The 16504-nt window shown below is 48.1% G+C and carries 20 protein-coding genes; 14 read left to right on the top strand and 6 right to left on the bottom strand.

Features of this window, described 5'->3' with window-relative positions; all coding sequences use genetic code 11:
- The first annotated feature begins 38 nt into the window (after positions 1 to 38).
- Together EXW93_RS07215 and EXW93_RS07210 are read left to right on the top strand one after the other, a co-directional pair.
- Positions 39 to 1124 (top strand): GGDEF domain-containing protein, encoded by a 1086-nt coding sequence (locus EXW93_RS07215; protein ID WP_174316254.1) that lies wholly within the window; start codon positions 39 to 41, stop codon positions 1122 to 1124.
- A gap of 64 nt (positions 1125 to 1188) precedes the next feature.
- Positions 1189 to 1800, top strand: coding sequence for a YdeI/OmpD-associated family protein (locus EXW93_RS07210; protein WP_174316253.1), 612 nt, complete (start codon positions 1189 to 1191; stop codon positions 1798 to 1800).
- On the opposite strand, the gene EXW93_RS07205 is transcribed toward EXW93_RS07210, so the two are convergent.
- Both EXW93_RS07205 and EXW93_RS07200 read right to left on the bottom strand, forming a co-directional pair.
- On the bottom strand, positions 1789 to 2679 hold the full coding sequence (locus EXW93_RS07205; RefSeq protein WP_174316252.1) for an ABC transporter ATP-binding protein: 891 nt from the start codon (positions 2677 to 2679) through the stop codon (positions 1789 to 1791). The genes EXW93_RS07210 and EXW93_RS07205 overlap by 12 nt on opposite strands.
- Position 2680: 1 nt before the next feature.
- Positions 2681 to 3364 carry an ABC transporter permease gene (locus EXW93_RS07200; protein WP_174316251.1) on the bottom strand — a complete coding sequence of 228 codons (684 nt, stop codon included), beginning with the start codon at positions 3362 to 3364 and terminating at the stop codon, positions 2681 to 2683.
- A 242-nt stretch (positions 3365 to 3606) separates the two neighbouring features.
- Here EXW93_RS07200 and EXW93_RS07195 point away from each other — a divergent pair, with 242 nt between their 5' ends.
- The 10 genes from EXW93_RS07195 (at position 3607) to EXW93_RS07150 (ending at position 10071) form a co-directional block, all read left to right on the top strand.
- On the top strand, positions 3607 to 4467 hold the full coding sequence (locus EXW93_RS07195; RefSeq protein WP_174316250.1) for an alpha/beta fold hydrolase: 861 nt from the start codon (positions 3607 to 3609) through the stop codon (positions 4465 to 4467).
- 43 nt (positions 4468 to 4510) lie between these two features.
- Positions 4511 to 4885 (top strand): hypothetical protein, encoded by a 375-nt coding sequence (locus tag EXW93_RS07190; protein WP_055967799.1) that lies wholly within the window; start codon positions 4511 to 4513, stop codon positions 4883 to 4885.
- Between the two features lie 89 nt (positions 4886 to 4974).
- On the top strand, positions 4975 to 5412 hold the full coding sequence (locus EXW93_RS07185; protein WP_023468147.1) for a MarR family winged helix-turn-helix transcriptional regulator: 438 nt from the start codon (positions 4975 to 4977) through the stop codon (positions 5410 to 5412).
- A 48-nt stretch (positions 5413 to 5460) separates the two neighbouring features.
- Positions 5461 to 6117, top strand: a complete 657-nt coding sequence (locus EXW93_RS07180) for an SDR family NAD(P)-dependent oxidoreductase (protein WP_174316249.1) — start codon at positions 5461 to 5463, stop codon at positions 6115 to 6117.
- A complete protein-coding gene (locus EXW93_RS07175; RefSeq protein WP_035397624.1) occupies positions 6114 to 6647 on the top strand; it encodes an NAD(P)H-dependent oxidoreductase in 534 nt (177 codons plus the stop codon). Before EXW93_RS07180 ends, EXW93_RS07175 begins: the two co-directional genes overlap by 4 nt.
- An 8-nt stretch (positions 6648 to 6655) precedes the next feature.
- Complete coding sequence (locus tag EXW93_RS07170; protein ID WP_023468144.1) at positions 6656 to 6994, top strand: winged helix-turn-helix transcriptional regulator; 339 nt, start codon at positions 6656 to 6658, stop codon at positions 6992 to 6994.
- 80 nt (positions 6995 to 7074) lie between these two features.
- A complete protein-coding gene (locus EXW93_RS07165; protein WP_174316248.1) occupies positions 7075 to 7779 on the top strand; it encodes a type 1 glutamine amidotransferase domain-containing protein in 705 nt (234 codons plus the stop codon).
- Between the two features lie 12 nt (positions 7780 to 7791).
- Complete coding sequence (locus EXW93_RS07160; RefSeq protein ID WP_055967795.1) at positions 7792 to 8922, top strand: low temperature requirement protein A; 1131 nt, start codon at positions 7792 to 7794, stop codon at positions 8920 to 8922.
- A gap of 144 nt (positions 8923 to 9066) precedes the next feature.
- On the top strand, positions 9067 to 9729 hold the full coding sequence (locus EXW93_RS07155; RefSeq protein WP_174316247.1) for a type 1 glutamine amidotransferase domain-containing protein: 663 nt from the start codon (positions 9067 to 9069) through the stop codon (positions 9727 to 9729).
- 54 nt (positions 9730 to 9783) lie between these two features.
- Entirely contained in the window at positions 9784 to 10071 is a 288-nt protein-coding gene (locus EXW93_RS07150; protein WP_174316246.1) for a putative quinol monooxygenase, read from the top strand.
- A gap of 69 nt (positions 10072 to 10140) precedes the next feature.
- Here EXW93_RS07150 and EXW93_RS07145 read toward each other — a convergent pair whose 3' ends face one another.
- On the bottom strand, positions 10141 to 10995 hold the full coding sequence (locus EXW93_RS07145) for a LysR family transcriptional regulator (protein ID WP_174316245.1): 855 nt from the start codon (positions 10993 to 10995) through the stop codon (positions 10141 to 10143).
- A 201-nt stretch (positions 10996 to 11196) separates the two neighbouring features.
- Positions 11197 to 11541 (bottom strand): potassium channel family protein, encoded by a 345-nt coding sequence (locus EXW93_RS07140; RefSeq protein ID WP_058713507.1) that lies wholly within the window; start codon positions 11539 to 11541, stop codon positions 11197 to 11199.
- A gap of 444 nt (positions 11542 to 11985) precedes the next feature.
- Here EXW93_RS07140 and EXW93_RS07135 point away from each other — a divergent pair, with 444 nt between their 5' ends.
- On the top strand, positions 11986 to 12480 hold the full coding sequence (locus tag EXW93_RS07135) for a hypothetical protein (protein ID WP_023468137.1): 495 nt from the start codon (positions 11986 to 11988) through the stop codon (positions 12478 to 12480).
- A 64-nt stretch (positions 12481 to 12544) separates the two neighbouring features.
- Here EXW93_RS07135 and EXW93_RS07130 read toward each other — a convergent pair whose 3' ends face one another.
- A complete protein-coding gene (locus EXW93_RS07130; protein WP_058713508.1) occupies positions 12545 to 13576 on the bottom strand; it encodes a zinc-binding dehydrogenase in 1032 nt (343 codons plus the stop codon).
- 169 nt (positions 13577 to 13745) lie between these two features.
- Here EXW93_RS07130 and EXW93_RS07125 point away from each other — a divergent pair, with 169 nt between their 5' ends.
- The gene (locus tag EXW93_RS07125; protein WP_058713509.1) at positions 13746 to 14816 is read left to right on the top strand and encodes a peptidyl-alpha-hydroxyglycine alpha-amidating lyase family protein; all 1071 of its coding nucleotides are present in this window, start codon (positions 13746 to 13748) and stop codon (positions 14814 to 14816) included.
- 67 nt (positions 14817 to 14883) lie between these two features.
- On the opposite strand, the gene EXW93_RS07120 is transcribed toward EXW93_RS07125, so the two are convergent.
- On the bottom strand, positions 14884 to 16494 hold the full coding sequence (locus tag EXW93_RS07120; protein WP_058713510.1) for an ABC transporter permease: 1611 nt from the start codon (positions 16492 to 16494) through the stop codon (positions 14884 to 14886).
- Between the last annotated feature and the right edge of the window lie 10 nt (positions 16495 to 16504).

The raw sequence follows: 16504 nt of genomic DNA, 5'->3' as shown, positions 1-16504 counted from the left end.
TAGTTATTTTTCAGAACTCATTCGAGAGGAACACGAATATGTGGAATACGCTGAACCATCTTATCCTCAACGTCGCTCTGACCTTTTTCTTCGTGCTCATCTCCCTGTTCTTTTTTAAACGATTTCAGTTTCGAAACACGCTCGACAGCTGGCTGAAGAAAAATCTGTTAGTACTAATTCTTGCGACAGGTGCCGGCTACTGGGTCATCCATAATGCCATCACCTATGAGGGATTTCAATTCGACTTATCGATTACCTTGATTGTCATCGCCTTCATTTATGGAGGTATTAGTAGCGGCTTCATCACGACCCTCGTCTTCGCTTCCCTTCAAACGTTCGTTTTTGATTCCGCTCATGCCTATTGGCTGATCGGTACGTATCTGATTGTCAGCATCGTTGTCTTGTACTTACAAAATGAAGCACCGGATCGATTCATCTCGTTTCCAATCATTTTCGGCATTTCACTCATTCTCTGTTTACCATACGTTCAACATGTTCAACCGAATGACGTGACAGCGATGACGATCTTTCTCGTCGGGAATGGTTGCGCCGGTCTCCTCTTGCACAGCATCTTGCATCAAGTCCGCTGGCACTTCACTCAAGTCCGGATGCATCGGCGTCTTGCCTTGACGGATACGTTGACAGGGCTTGATAATCGACGTCGTTTAGAAGAGACCGTCCTACGTTACAAATCACAACAGACGGACTTTTCAATCATGATCATCGATGTCGATCATTTCAAACAGGTCAATGATACTTACGGTCATGACCGCGGCGATCATATTTTACGGCAAATCAGCTCTTTGCTAGCATCGTATTGTCCCCCAACTTGTGTGCTCGGACGATTCGGCGGTGAAGAGTTCATGATGCTGTTGCCGGAGCATTCGTTGCCGGAGACGCGTCGACTCGCGGAACAAATCTGTGAAGCCAGTGCCAAACGGACGTATGAGTTATCAGCGACGGAACCGTTGCAAGTGACGTTATCGATTGGGGTGTCTCGCCAAACGCATCAACCGTCTGAGACCCATAATTTTCTGCAGACGATCCAGCAGGCAGACGCTGCCCTCTATCAAGCGAAGAAGAGTGGTCGGAATTGTGTCTTTCATCATGACCCGTTGCGATGAATACGAAAAGTGCCCCCTCGCGTGACGTGGAGGGGGCACTGCTATCTGAAATGGAGGAACGAACGTGGAAATCACGAATGTCTTACGCTTTACCGATCGCGATGGCTTTCGACAGTGGCTGACGAAACACGCGAATCGCGCGACCTTCTGTTGGGTGATTCTCAGTCGAAAACAAATCGGGGACGGTTTACTTTATCTCGATGCCGTCGAAGAGGCACTTTGCTTTGGCTGGATTGATGGAATTGCAAAGAAGACCGAAGACGGTGAACTGGCGCAACGGTTCACCCCACGTCGAAAGAACAGTAACTGGACCGAACTGAACAAGGAACGGGTCCGTCGCTTAGAGCGCCTCGGCTTGATGCAACCGTCCGGACGACAGGTTCTACCAGACATGCGCACTGATGCATTCGTCATCGATGACACGATCCAGGAGCGTTTACAAGAAGACCCGATCGTCTATGAACAGTTTAATGACTTCCCGGAGCTCTATCGACGGATCCGGATTGATACGATTCAAAGTGTACGCAAGGATCCCGCTCTCTATGAAAAACGTCTGCAAACGTTGATTGAAAAAACGAAACTAAATCAGATGTACGGTCAGTGGAATGACGGGGGTCGTCTTTTACTCGAAGATGTTCCGGAGACGGAATCAGAGGCTAGTCGGTCAGACCGCTAAGAAAATCTCTTCTAACGATTGACGTTCGATCTGCACCTCGTAGACTTTGACGTCTTGTTTCGCAAGCGTGACGAGTAACTCTGGAATATCCTCTTCCATCGATAAATCAAGCCGTGTACAATCACCAGCTTGCGACAAAAGTCGAGCGTATGCTGGCAGATGCGATGTCTCTAATCGCGGAGCAGTCCGAATACGGATTTGAATCTCCTGCCTCATTGCTTCTTGTAAGGACGCAACGGTTCCGAAGCGGACGATTCTTCCCTCCGCCATGATGGCGACACGGTCACACATCTTTTCGATCTCATTCAAGTTATGCGAGGTTAAGAAAATCGTTTTTCCGTCCGCTTTTAATGCAAGCAACAATCGCTGGATCTCGATCGCCGATTCTGGATCAAGACCGGACGTCGGTTCATCTAAAAAAAGTAATTCCGGATTTCCGGTGAGCGCTTGTGCGATACTGATCTTTTTCTTCATCCCGAACGAAAAGCTCCCGATCTTTTGTCGCTCCGTTCCGCTTAATCCGACTTGTTCAAGCAATCGTCCAATTTCTTGCTTCGTGATGCGAACTCCTGATAATCCTGCCATGTAGTTAAGAAACGCACGTGCCGTCATATCATGATACAGATTCGATGTATCCGGCATGACCCCGATCCGTTGTTTGATGGCATCCAGTCGATCAGCGGGTTCACCGAGAAGTGCGACAGTTCCGCCTGTCGCTTGTGTGATTCCGGTCATAATCTGGATGAACGTCGATTTCCCAGCACCATTACGACCTAAAAAACCAAAGATTTCTCCTCGTTCGACCGTCAAATTCACCTCTCGTAAGACTTCCTTCGCACCGAACGATTTCTTCAATCCTATTACTTCAATTGCACTCATATTACAAATCCTTTCGCTTTAACGTGAGATAGGAGATCGTCAAAAACAATCCACTCCACAAAACAGGTAACAGTAATAACGTCCCAGACATGATGACAGCGTGGTACGGCAAGATGTATTGAAACGGTACCAGGTACCATTTTTCCGAGAACGCTGACCAGAGACCGATGATCGGTACGACGATCCCGAGAAAAATACCGAGGAACATCGTCAAACCAGGCTTCGCAATCATCGTAGATAAAAAGATGTTGAAACTGGTGATGTATAGGATGACGATCAGAACCGTCAGATAATCCATCCAGAACCATTGCTGCGCGTAGAGCGAGACAATCAGGAAATTGATCGTAAGCGTCGCGCACCAGAATAACAATGATCCGAGAAACTTCTCCAAAACGATTCGCAGACGCGACGTCTTCGTGACCAGTAAACGAATCGTCCGTGTCTCGATTTCACGATTGATGATGTCGTGTGATAACGCAGCCACGAACAGAAAACCGAAGAACAGGATGAAGAACTTAATGCTTGAAGTATAGGCAGACGGTTGATTAACGCCAGCAAGCAGTTCCGGATGCCTCGTCAAATACGAGGCTGTGAAGACGGACGTGATCGTCAGAAAAAGAATCAATAGAATCGCTTTGATGCTTTTGAAGCTGCTCGTGAATTCTTGTTTTACGATTGGAAACATGACGGACTCCTTTGGACTTATTTTTGATTAACGCAAGCGTTGTTTTACTTTCGTGACAAGGACACCGAGTCCATATAAGGTAACGGCTGTTAAGAGCATCGTGATGATGGTTTCCATGTAAATTCTCCTCTATGTAAATGACGTGTTATCTTACTCTACGCTACTCCTTAAAGAAAGTTTCCTTATTTTTCAATTCCCAACATTCTCCTCATGGTACAGTAAAAGAAAAAAGGAGACGGCAAATGAAACGTTATACGATCACCTGTCAGCAACAATCCGTCCACATTACGGAATGGGGAACCGAACAGCTTCCGACGATTGTCTGCTTTCATGGACTCGGCAGTACGAGTCTCAGCTTCATCGAAATCGCCGAAGCGCTCGCTGATGAATTCCGTCTGATTGCGATTGATTTACCCGGTCACGGCAAAACACCAGCTTTCTTAGATCCTCTACACTATCGCATGAAACCCTTTACGGACTGGATCGACGAAGTCTTACACATCCTTGATGTCAAGCGGTTCTATGCCTTGTCGCACTCATGGGGAAGTGTTCTGTCACTGTATTATTTGATTGAACATGCGGATCGTGTGCTCGGCACGATTCTGATTGACGGCGGCTATCATAGTAAACGGCTTTACGGTCTTTCCGTAGAGGAAGAAGTCGTCTTTTATGAACAAGATTTCGAGGATTCCGTTTCAACATGGGACGAATTTTTAGACGTTGCTGTCTATGCTCCGGATGCACGTCGCTCGCACTCCCTCGATTTAGCTGGTGCCGATCTCCTTCGGATGGAGGAAGGACGATTCCACTGGCATGCGCGAGGAGAGACGGCTGCTGCGATCGTACGCGCGCTTCACCACGAGGATGTTCTTGATTTCCTCCCGGACGTTCCACCAGCGGACATTCAGTTGTACGTCGCAACGTTACCGACAGATCAAGCATCGATCCGTCAGCAGGCAACGAACCGATTACATGAGATGACACAAGCGACGGTCCATTTCGTCCCGGAGACAGGACATCTATTACACTGGGATCGCCCTGACGTCATCATCGAAGCGATTCGTCACTACTGGACGTCCGGAAAAAGATTGTCTCCCATTTGAAAAATGGTTTATTATGGAATTAGAGTAAAAAGGAGGGGTTCATATGTTAAAACGGTTAACGTTCGTTTGTGTGACCTTATGCGTCGCGATCGTCGCCATCCTTGTCGCTGCACGCCACTCAACTGGAAACACCATTTCGTTTGAAGAGCCATTATCGGTTTACATCGCGATTGGACTAATTGTCTTCTTATTCGTACCACCGCTCGTCCTATCATTTTTCGAACATCCTGTCCTGAAGATCATCAATGTCGTCTATCAATCCTTGATCGTCTTCAGTTTCGTCGGACTGATTCCCGTCGGCTTCTTGATTCCGAACGGATCCTCGACGATCATCGTCGCTGTCCTTGGAACGGTCGCAAGTCTTGCTAGTGTCATCGTCGCTACGCGGAGTACGACGTTCCAACCTGTCTTAAAGTGAATCGACTACCTGAGCAGGATGTCTCTCTTGACATCCTGCTTTTATCGTTTTAAGTTGTATATACAAACGTTATGGAAGGAGCATGATTCATGTCATTGATTCAGGAAGAGGAAGACTTATTGACCTACTGTCTCTATTTCACATCGAGCCGCTTTGCCCGTAATATCGCAAAATTGGCTGATCAAGCCATCGATGGTGAGCTCGCACCCTCTTATTACTACATGATGCTCGTCGTCCATTTCCATCCAGACATCACACAAAAGGAATTGAGTCAGCGCTTATCACTCGCACCCTCAACGAGCACACGGTTCTTAGACAAACTCGAAGCACTCGGATGGATTCATCGTACGTCACGCGGGAAACAATCTCACGTCCGCTTGACGACAGAGGGGGAAGAAGTTTACGGCTCGTTTCGTCAATCGTTGAAGCAGTTATTCGCTGATTATGCGGCGATTCTTGGCAAGGACGAGAGTAAGCAACTGAGCAAATCACTTCGGGATGCAAATGAAAAACTTGAGCGTGCTTGAGTTTTTTTGCCCTAACGTTTGTATATACAACTATTGAGGAGTGTTTTCATGACTACACAACAGACCATAGTAATCATTGGCGCCGGTCCCGGAATCGGATATCATACGGCACTTCGTTTCGCACAGGACGGCTATCGCATCGCACTGATGGCGCGGGATGAACAACGTCTTCAATCACTCGTCACTCGCCTGACAGATCAAGGATACGATGCGACCGCTCATGTCGCGGATGTACGAACTACCGTCTCGCTTGCGGCGCAATTTGAAGTCATTAAACAGATTCATGGCTCGATTGATGTCCTGCTTTATAATGCGCTAGCTAACACGCCAGGTCGTCCAACAGTGTTACGCGCAGAAAATTTACGCGCGGACTTCGAAGTCAATGTCATCGGTGCACTCAACAGCGTCAATGCAGCACTCCCGTACTTATCACCTGACGCATCGATCCTGCTGACAGGTGGTGGACTTGCGCTCTCACCTGTTGCCGAAGTCGCTTCTTTATCGCTCGGTAAAGCGGCACTCCGAAATCTAGCGTATAGCTTGCGTGACGAGTTGAAGGAACAATCGATCCATGTCGGAACGTTGACGATCGCCGGTTTCGTCAAAGAAGGAACCTACTTTGCACCACAGCATATCGCGCAAGCCTTACATGAGCTTCGTCAAGATCGAGCTATCGAACGCATTTACAAGGAGGAACAACAATGAAGACACTCGTTATCGTCGCCCATCCGGATCTAACAAACTCTCGTATCAATCGAACGTGGATGCACGCGTTTCAACAGCAAGAAAACGTGATGGTTCATGATTTGTACGCCGCCTATCCCGATTTTAAGATTGATGTAAAACGGGAACAAGAGTTATTGATGGCACACGACCGGATCGTACTCCAGTTTCCGTTCTTTTGGTATAGCAGCCCCGCTTTACTGAAACTATGGCAAGACGAGGTACTTGCTTACGGCTGGGCTTATGGTCAAGCTGGTACACGATTGCATGGGAAGGAACTGTTACTCGCTTTTTCAACGGGCGGTCCAGCGGAAGCTTACCAACCGTCGGGTTTAAATCGCTTCACGTTTGATCAATTGACGACACCGTTTCAAGCGATGGCGAATTTGACGGGGATGACGTTTTTACCCCCGTACATTTTGTCCGGCGTCCGCACCTTATCCGATGAAGCATTAGCAAAGGCGACGGCATCTCTCATCGAACAGACACTTCAAGTTCCCATCCGAAAGTGAGGTCTCACATGGCACGTTTTCTCTACCAGACACGTGAATTCGACTGTCCGGTCCAGCTCAGCATGACCGTCTTGATGGGCAAGTGGAAAGTGTTAGTCTTATGGCAACTGTTCTTAAAAAATCGTCGGTATGGTGAATTGAAACGTCTCGTTCCCGGCATCAGCCATAAAGTCTTATCGGATACGTTAAAGGTGCTTGAAGAGGAACGATTCATCTTCCGTCACGACTATCATGAGAACCCACCGCACGTCGAATACGGTCTGACGGATCAGGGACGTGACCTCGAGCCGATTCTACGTGCCTTGCAACAATGGGGAATGCAGTATAAAGCACCCCACTCACCTTAATGTGCGTACTTGTCCTTCTGAACGTGTTTGATACGATGACATTAAGTCATCCATCACACCACGAACAGGAGGATTTTTTCATGAAAACGATCTTACTCGTCGTCTCGAATCCAACCGTCTCATCGACAACACAATGGCCGGTCGGGTTTTGGTTATCAGAGTTGACCCATCCGCTGGAAACGTTTCAAAAACACGGGTATCACGTAACGATTGCAAGTCCAGATGGCGGTAAAGTTGACTGGGATGCACTCAGTGATCCTACTGATCCAAGCGGTTACTCGGCTCATGATCAGCTCTCACTGTCGTATCGGGATAACCCTGAATTTTTGACACGCCTGTCAACGACACCGCGCATCGATGATCTGGACCTCACCGGATTTGATGCCATTCTCGTCGCTGGTGGTCAAGCCCCGATGTTTACGTTTGAACAAGCCACTTCACTCCATGAAGCCTTTCTCGCCTTTTATGATGCAGGAAAACCATCAGCGGCACTATGTCACGGTACGAGTCTATTACTTTATCTAAAGGATGGCGCGCGCCCGTTCGTCAAAGACAAACGCATGACCGGCTTTACGAACGCGGAAGAAGCTCTAGCTGATCAAGCAACAGGCATGCGTGTCATGCCGTTTCGCATCGAGGAGGAAGCGAAGCGTCTTGGTGCGGTGTTCGTCTCCGCCTCCCCGTGGACACCGTTTTCAGTCGTCGATGGACATCTCATCACCGGGCAACAGCAAGAATCGGGACAGGAAGTCGCAATGCGTGTCATCGAATTGCTTGAAGCATAAGGGGGTCTGAACATGCACGAATGGTCACGACCAACGATTCATACGACGACTGGGCACCGACAGGCGTCGTGGATTGAACTGTTCTTTGATCTCGTTTTCATCGCTTCTCTCGTCGAAGCGATTCATTTCGTTGAAGCGCATCTATCCGAAGGCATCATGTCGACGCTTCTACTCTTCTTGGTATTTTTCATCGCACCTTGGATCGTCTGGCGGAGTACGACGTTCTATTCCGATCGCTATGAGGAAAATACAAGCCGCCATCGTCTTCTCTTGATCGCCTTGATGATGCCGATTGGCTTGTTCGCTTACTCTGTTCACCATGTCGTCGAAGGACATGTCGGCTGGTTCGTCCTAAGCTTTATCCTCTCACGTCTTTGGCTCTTATTCATGTGGGGTACTGTCCGAATGACGGAAGAGGCACAAAGAAGAACCTTCCGTATTTTATTGCTCGGACATGGCACCGCGATGCTCCTCGTCACATTCAGTTATTGGGTTGCATTTTTACCGCTCGTCCTGCTTGCTTTACTCATTGAGTTATTTCAGACGCTGTGGACGTTACGTGCTCACGAACAACTTCCCGAGTTGACACGCAATCACTTGCCTGAGCGGTTTGGCTTGTTCACGATGCTTGTCCTTGGAGAAGGTGTCCTTGGCGTGATCGACTTGCTGGCAGCAGGAGAAGATTTATTGTTCCCGTTCTTACTCTTCCTCTATCTCGTCTGCTGTTTTTGGATCTACTACGATCAAGTCATCTACCGCCTGTATCATCCGACCGCCTGGCACGTCTATTGGTGGGGAATGTGGAACCTTGGTATCGTGATATCTTTATTGCTCGTCCGTAGCGCTTTTTCAGGTTATGTCGCAACTGATCCGGATGCTGTTCTGCTCTTTTTCAGCGCGACTCTGCTGTTCATTTGGACGACCGGTGGTATCGGATTGACTGGCCAAAAAGATACCGTGTCTGTTCGAATGACGAGACGCTTCCTCCAACTCCGTCTCTTGCTGACATGCCTACTCATCGGAAGTTTCTTCATTCTTCCTCCCCTCTTGTTGCTACTCGTGATGCTCCTGACCTTACTTCTAATCCTCTTTCAGGGGATGTATTATTGGACGACACTTTTACGTCCCTCGTCCGAAACATGATCAACCAGATGGTGCTAATCATCTGGTTATTTTATGTATAAATTTATTTATCGATAAGCTCATTTTTATTAATTTGTTTTTTGATTCATGCGGGCGTATTCTAATCACGTAGCCAATCGGCAAACGAAAAAGGAGGAACATATCATGAGTAAACACATCTTAATGGTCGTCACGAACGCAAAAGAAATGAAGGAAGGTCACGCAACTGGACTTTGGTTGTCTGAGTTCGCGGAAGCGTACATCGAATTCAAAAACGCAGGATATACGGTAACGGTCGCAAGTCCGAACGGCGGCGAATCACCAATCGACGCTCGGAGCCTTGAAGACGAAGTTCCAGCTGAGATCCAAGCGACAGCTCCACTCTTGAAAGAGACACTTGATTTGAAATCAATCCAGGACTTCTCAACATTTGATGCAATCTTCATGCCAGGTGGACACGGTACGATGTTCGACTTGCCACAAAGTGATGCCTTAAACAACGCCCTTCGGACATTGTTTGAAGCGAATAAGACGGTCGCTGCGGTCTGCCACGGACCCGCTGGACTCGTCAGTGCGACACTCTCAGACGGAACACCACTCGTCGCTGGAAAGACGATCGCAACGTTCACGGATGAAGAAGAACGCGCGACAGGTCTTGACGTCTACATGCCATTCTTGCTCGAGACACGTCTTCGTGAACTCGGTGCGAATATCATCACGGCTGACAACTTCACGGAAAACGTCCAAGTCGACGGAAACCTTGTCACGGGTCAAAATCCACAATCTACGATTGCGGTCGCGAAAGCCGTCATCAATACACTCAACTAATCAAAACAAGGGATCCTTTGGATGAAGGATCTCTTTTCATAGGAGGTTCTATCGATGATTCAACTGATTGCCCGAATCGAAGCGCATCCGAATCAAGGCGAACAGCTCGCTTCTATCATCGAAGGTGTGATCGTACCTTCGCGTGCAGAAGAAGGGTGCCTGACGTATCAGACACATCGCGCCATCGACAATCCGAACGTCTTCTACTTTTATGAACAATGGCGTGATCAAGACGCTTTCGATCAGCATGTCGCATCATCGCACTATCAAGCCTATCGAGCAGACAGTGCCAATCTCGTCGTTGATCGAAACGTGACGTTCTTAGATGACGTATCAAAGTAATGTATATTTCATACAAAAAAGTCCAATCCTCTCAGCATTTGCTTGTGGATTGGACTTTTTTCATACGATTCAACCTAACGCCTTAATCACCTGTTGCAAAACCGGATTGTGGCGCGAGTCCGTTCGATAGGCGACATATAACTGATTCGTCGCGAATCGTTCCGGCGCAATCCGCTGTACTCGTCGAGCACTGACCGCTGCCTCGACGAGATAATCGGGCAAAACGCTAATCCCGTGTCCTGCTTCGATCGCTTTTAGTATCGCATCGACATTCGGTAAGATCATTTCCGGACGGATCCCAGGTCGTTCTCCGAACTGCGTCTGATAGTACCGACGAATGATCGGCAGCTCAAGTCCGTAGCTAATCCAGCGCTGACGGTCCATCCATTCCTTTAGATCCGCTTCCGGAGCATCGTAGCCAATCGGGGCGATCAAATGAAAGCGTTCGTCAGCAATCGGGACGTACTGGACGCCCGGCTCATCGATCCGCTTCGTTGCGATGATGAAGTCGAGCTCATTCGCAAGCAAGCGTTGCAAAAGAGGAACCGTCAAATCAAAGACTGCCGTGAACTGTGCGACATCGAGCGGTAGCTTCGGCACGATCCCATGCGTGACGAATTCCGTCGGTCCCCCGAATTTCAAGACCGGACGAGGTTGTTCCCCTGCTTCGTACTTCATCTCAAGCGATAATTCCTCGAGCCGATCAATCAATCCGACGACTTGTGTATAGAGAGCTGTTCCCGCGTCCGTCGGAATCATTTGCCGTGGCGCACGGATGAACAAGGATGTCTCCAGTTCTGCTTCTAGTGCCGCGATATGCTGGCTGACCGCCGGTTGCGTCAAAAAACGAATTCTTGCCGCTGCCGAGACGGAACGCTGTTGGTAAACATGAATGAAACTGCGATACCATTCAAAATCAATCATATGGTTTCTCCTTTTGCTTGGTCTTTCTAAAAAGTATAGATTCATTCAATCCATAAGACAAATAACGAATAATTTAGTAAGTCATAAATTTATTTATCGCATAATGAGAGAGGATTTCCAAAATGTTTCGTTAGAAGTTCCTCTATATAGAACTCAACGATTGCTCCGCGGATCATTGCAAGAAGTACATCAGATCCGGTTTTATTTCTGCTCCTTTTTCTTCTCCCGGTGATATTGTTTTAATGCCATATTGACGTTTACGATGACGGCACTGAGAACACCTACGCCAAGCATGACGTAAACGATCGAAAACAATTTACCGAACGCTGTCTGTGGGACGAGATCCCCGTATCCGACCGTCGCGAGCGTCATGACGGAGAAATAAAAGGCGTCCAGAATACTGAACTGTTCGACATTGTGATAGAAGACCGTTCCAATCAAAAAAAGTGCCCCGACCATGATCATCAATGCCTTCTGTTCTTCTTGCTTGAATAAGATACGAATGACATGAAAAAAATTTCGGATCAAAATAAAGAACGCCAGCATGCTCTCTCCTCCTCAGTTCCGTCATTACGGCACACGTTCATTGAACAATTTCTCTAGTTGGTCAGGATCAAGTTGATTCAAGTCAGAGATCAGGAAATAATCAATTCGTTTTGATGACTGGATCTGTAAACTTTAATCCGTCCGTAGGAGCTATTTGACACCGATCAACGTCGCGATCAAAATAAAACTACAGTTGATCAGAAACAGATATCTGCACCGAGCGCGTAGGTCATGTTCTGATTCATAATGGCGTAATCAATCGTATAGACCATTGTCAACAAGGCGGTGGCGATTACGACACCGGGAACGTCCGCGCAATCAGTTCGTCACTTAAAAACGAGTCACAACATTTAAGTCATTGGTTTTTATTTACCCGTTTTTAGTGTGTTCGCCTTATTTCCCATATGAAAAATAAAAATCCCTTAACTGAAAGGTACATTGCTCATGAAAAAATTCCGCGGCAAACGCCGTTACTTTAAAAATCTCGAGCTTGAATTCAACAGTTTTTCTTCTCCAGCCTATATTGATTCAGACGTTTGGTTTAACGACTGGCACGAGCATCCTGACTTTTATGGACATGGCAACGCGAGTCTGCGTATTCGTAAAGCACATCTTCGGATTGCATTGAGCGCTATGCAGGACATGCAACAAAAACTAGCGGAAAAACAGATTGAACATCAGCTTTACATAACGATTGTCCTCGAGGATGCTTCACAAGACGCACTACATGTCCACTCGACGAATCCGGACGGAACCCCATTCCCACTTGAGCGGATTCAGTCGTTCCCTCTCGCTTCACACGTTCCGACCTGGGTAACCGAACTCTTGCCGGGCAACCGGTATACGATTCATGAATCACAGGAGGAATTCATCGATTATACGGAAGAGGAGCCTGTCAGCTCGACCGTCACGCTTTTTTACATCTTGCCAAATCGTTAACGATACGAAAACGAGCTATCCTTTCCATCACAGGAAGAGGATAGCTCGTTTTGTTCGGTTTCTCTTATGGTAGCAAGACGACCTTGCCGAATTTGCCAGCTCGTTTGAAGTACGCTTGGGCTTCTCGCGCTTCAGCGAGCGGGAACGTCCGGTCGATGACGGGCTGAATCGTCTGAGTCCGAACGGCCTCCAGTAATTTCTCATAATCATGGCGATTGCCAAGGACGGATCCTTGTAGGCGGATATGTTTTAAATAAAGCGTCCGAAAATCGAGCGACGTCACCTGCCCCCCGGAAGATCCGGAAATACAGTACGTTCCGCCGCGCTTCAGCAGATCCAGTCCTTGTTTAAACACCGCATCGCCGACGACGTCGAGAATCGCATCGACCGGACCGACTTCTTTCATGATCTGCTGATCCCAGTCCGGCTCACGGTAGGAAACGACCAGGTCCGCCCCGAGTTCGTGCAATTGATCCGTCAGCTTCAAGTCACCGACGAGTGCGACGACACGGGCTCCGAAGACCCGTTTCGCAATCTGGACGTTGAGTGAGCCGACACCACCACTGGCACCTGTTACAAGTAACGTCTGTCCTTGTTGTAAGTCAAGTTGTTCGACCATGTGCCACGCCGTCAATCCACTGACCGAGAAGACGGCACTGTCCGTATAGGAAGCAAGCGGCATGTCGTAACAGAGTTCTAGCGGCCAGCAGACATACTCTGCGTATCCGCCGTCGTACTCGGAACCGATGAATGATAAGTCCTCGGCACTCTGTTCGTCAGCGATTTCTCCACTCGCCGTGAACGGGAACAAGACGACGTCGCGTCCGATTTCCGTCTCGGCGACACCGTCTCCGACCGTGACAATCCGTCCGCTAATGTCTGAACCGGGAATCCGAGGGAACTGCACCCCTTCTGCTTTCCAGCCGGATTCACTCTCCGCACCATAGGCGCCTTCCCGCATCCAAATTTCTGTATTGTTCAAGGCACAAGCTTTGATTTCAATCAGTACCTCGCCTTGTTTCGGTTGTGGTGTCTCTTGATCGATATAGGCGAGCTGCTCAAGCCCACCATGCCCCGTTACGGTGACTGCCTTCATGTTTTTGCCTCACTTTCTTCCCTCCATATGATATCTCTATTCTTTACCCCTTCATCTCGATTTTAATATCCTGCTTCCGTAACCCGCTGTCTCCTCCTATAGAACGATTCGTCCTCGTTTAATATCTAGATATAATATGGATACGAATTCACGTCTGGAGGAACGATGCATGAAAAAACGATTGATCTTTATGGGGACGTTAGCAACCATCACGGTACTGGGTATTTCCTGGTCGAGAGGTGGCGCAGATCCCGTCATGAAAGACAACTATCCACCCATCCCAAAAGATACGACGTATCGCGGACAGGTCGCTTGGCCACTAGAAACGCGCGATCGTTCGATTGCCGGGGAAGCGAGCGGCGTCGCTGTTGCTCCGAACGGTGACGTCTACTATTTACACCGAGGTAGTAATTCATACGGGGATGACACCTACATCACAGAACCGACATTGATCGTGCTCGACGGAAAGACGATGCAGGTGAAGAAGCGGTTAGGTGCAGGACTATTCAAGTCACCGCACGGTCTCGAAGTCGATGACCAAAACAATATCTGGATTACCGACATCAGTCTGAACCAAGTCTTCAAGCTCGATGCGTCCGGTAAAGTCTTGCAAACGTTCGGAAACGCATATGGTCCGTTCACGGAAGTCGGTCTGCGCATCCGAAACGTCTTGCCAAGCATCCCGCTTCAGCTAGATGAAAAGACGTTCGCTCGCCCGACAGACGTCACCGTTTTCAAGGACGGCTCGTTCGCCGTATCTGACGGCTACCGGAATAGTCGCATCGTCATGTTTGATCCAAAAGGAGCAGTCAAATGGGAAGTCAATGAACTCGGCAAACAAGACGGACAGTTCAATCTGCCGCATGGGATCAGTAGCGACGATGAGATGAATCTCTATGTGGCGGACCGGGACAACGCCCGGGTTCAAGTCTTTGATCGAAATGGCAAACACATCGATACGTGGTCGTCAAAAGAACTCGGTCGACCGTACGGGATCGAAGTCGGTGCGAACGGTAAAGTCTACGTCGCCGATGGTGGAAACTATCTTAATGGACAAAAAAAGAACGCGCAAAGCCAAATCGTCATCTTGAACAAACAAGGAAAGATCGAGAAACGATTTGGTGCATGGGGCAAAGAAGCGGGACAACTCCGGATCGCGCACGACATCGCGGTCGGTTCGGATGGAACGATTTATGTCGCGGAACTAATGAATGAGCGACTTCAGGTGTTTTCCAAGTGATGAAATATACCTCGCCTTAATACGTCAGCAGCCTGTCTCGCCACTAAATCGAGACAGGCTGCTTCGTTTAAGATCCTTCCTGAAAATCACGACGTGCATATCCGACTTGACCGATGACAACAAGTAGACATGCTACTACGAGCAGGACACCGAACAGTATTCCATCGAAGTCTTCCGTCGGTACTTGCGGAATCAATCCTTGGATCGCCGTATACTCCACCCATTTTGGTAAGTCGATGATTCCACCGAAATACCCAATAAAGAAGGAATAGGTCACATATACATAGGTTAACTTGCTCCACGTTGGTCGCCACCCGATGAAAAGAGCAGCCAATCCAAGAAACAGGAGAACTGATGGCAGATAGTTGATTCCGGCAATGAAAAAGTCAGTGAATGTCATGGTCGCGTCCGGTCCCATCACTGAAATGGCAGTAAAACCTAGACTACTGATGACGATGAACATCGAGATGAGAGATGACGCGACAGCTAAACCGATTGTATTCCAGTACAGTTGCTGTCGTGAGACTTTCGTCGCGAACAACGGACTCAAGCGCCGACGGTCCTCTTCGGTGTATAACCGGTTCATGAGCGTAATCGGTAGGATTGCAACGAGGACCATCATGATCATCATGATTGTGCCGGTAAAGGATTCTTCAACCGTAACACCTGAAACCGTGAACATCTGCTGGATGGCTGTATTGCTGTCAATGAATGTCTGCATGTCTCCATAAATCGAACCATACGCAAGAGCCATGACTAGAAAAGCGACCATCCATGCGATGATACTCCCGCGACTAATCCGAATCAACAGACCACGGATCGATAACAAGGATGGGTTGGCTGTAGCACGACCCTCTTTTTCAGGCAGATACCCAGCGCCCATGTCCCGATGATTTTCAAGAACTAGAGCCACGGTCATCAAAATGAAACTCACTCCGATCGCCATTACGAGAAACAGCCAATTGTTCTCCGTGAATGGATAGGTCAAGTACGTCCATCCCAGCGGATTGAGCACTGATAGTTGGTCATTCGATACATCCGTACCGGCGCGTCCTAAATAAAGAATACCAATCCAGCCCATCACACCTGCCGTCGCACTAGAAGACGACGGCATGATTTGAGCAATCAGTAAGGCAAACATTGCACCTAAGATCCCTGCAACCCCAACCGAAAGACCGAATAAAGCTGCACCCGCATTTGAAAACGTCTCGACTTGAAAAGCAATCAACGCACCGCTAATCAGTATCGAAATACTAAGATTGATTAAAATCACTTCAATTAGAATAGCGAGTGAATTGGCTTGTCGTCCGATTTGAAAAGAACGCATCAACTCCGTCAGCCCTAAATCTTCTTCCTTCCGTGTGTGTTGAATGACATGGAGTGACGATAAGACCATCGACAATAATGCACAGAAGATGAGCATTTGATGTGAGAACATGGCGCCTAACGTATAGTCCGCTATTGAAACAGGCGTCGTACCGATCATCGAGATCATCGCTGGATTTTTCAAGGTTTCATATAATCCACGCAGACTATCCCCTTTCGCCATCTCTTCGAATGAAGGAATAAAGCCAACCGTAAATAAGGTCACACCGAGCGTCCATATTATGATTTTTTTGCTATCCCGTCGGAGATACTGAGACAACAGGATCTGCCAACAGGTAAATTGAAATCGCATTCGTCTTCCT

Source organism: Exiguobacterium sp. JMULE1 (genome assembly GCF_013337175.1).
In the GTDB taxonomy this organism is placed as follows: domain Bacteria; phylum Bacillota; class Bacilli; order Exiguobacteriales; family Exiguobacteriaceae; genus Exiguobacterium_A; species Exiguobacterium_A indicum.
This window is presented reverse-complemented; position numbering and strand designations above follow the sequence as displayed.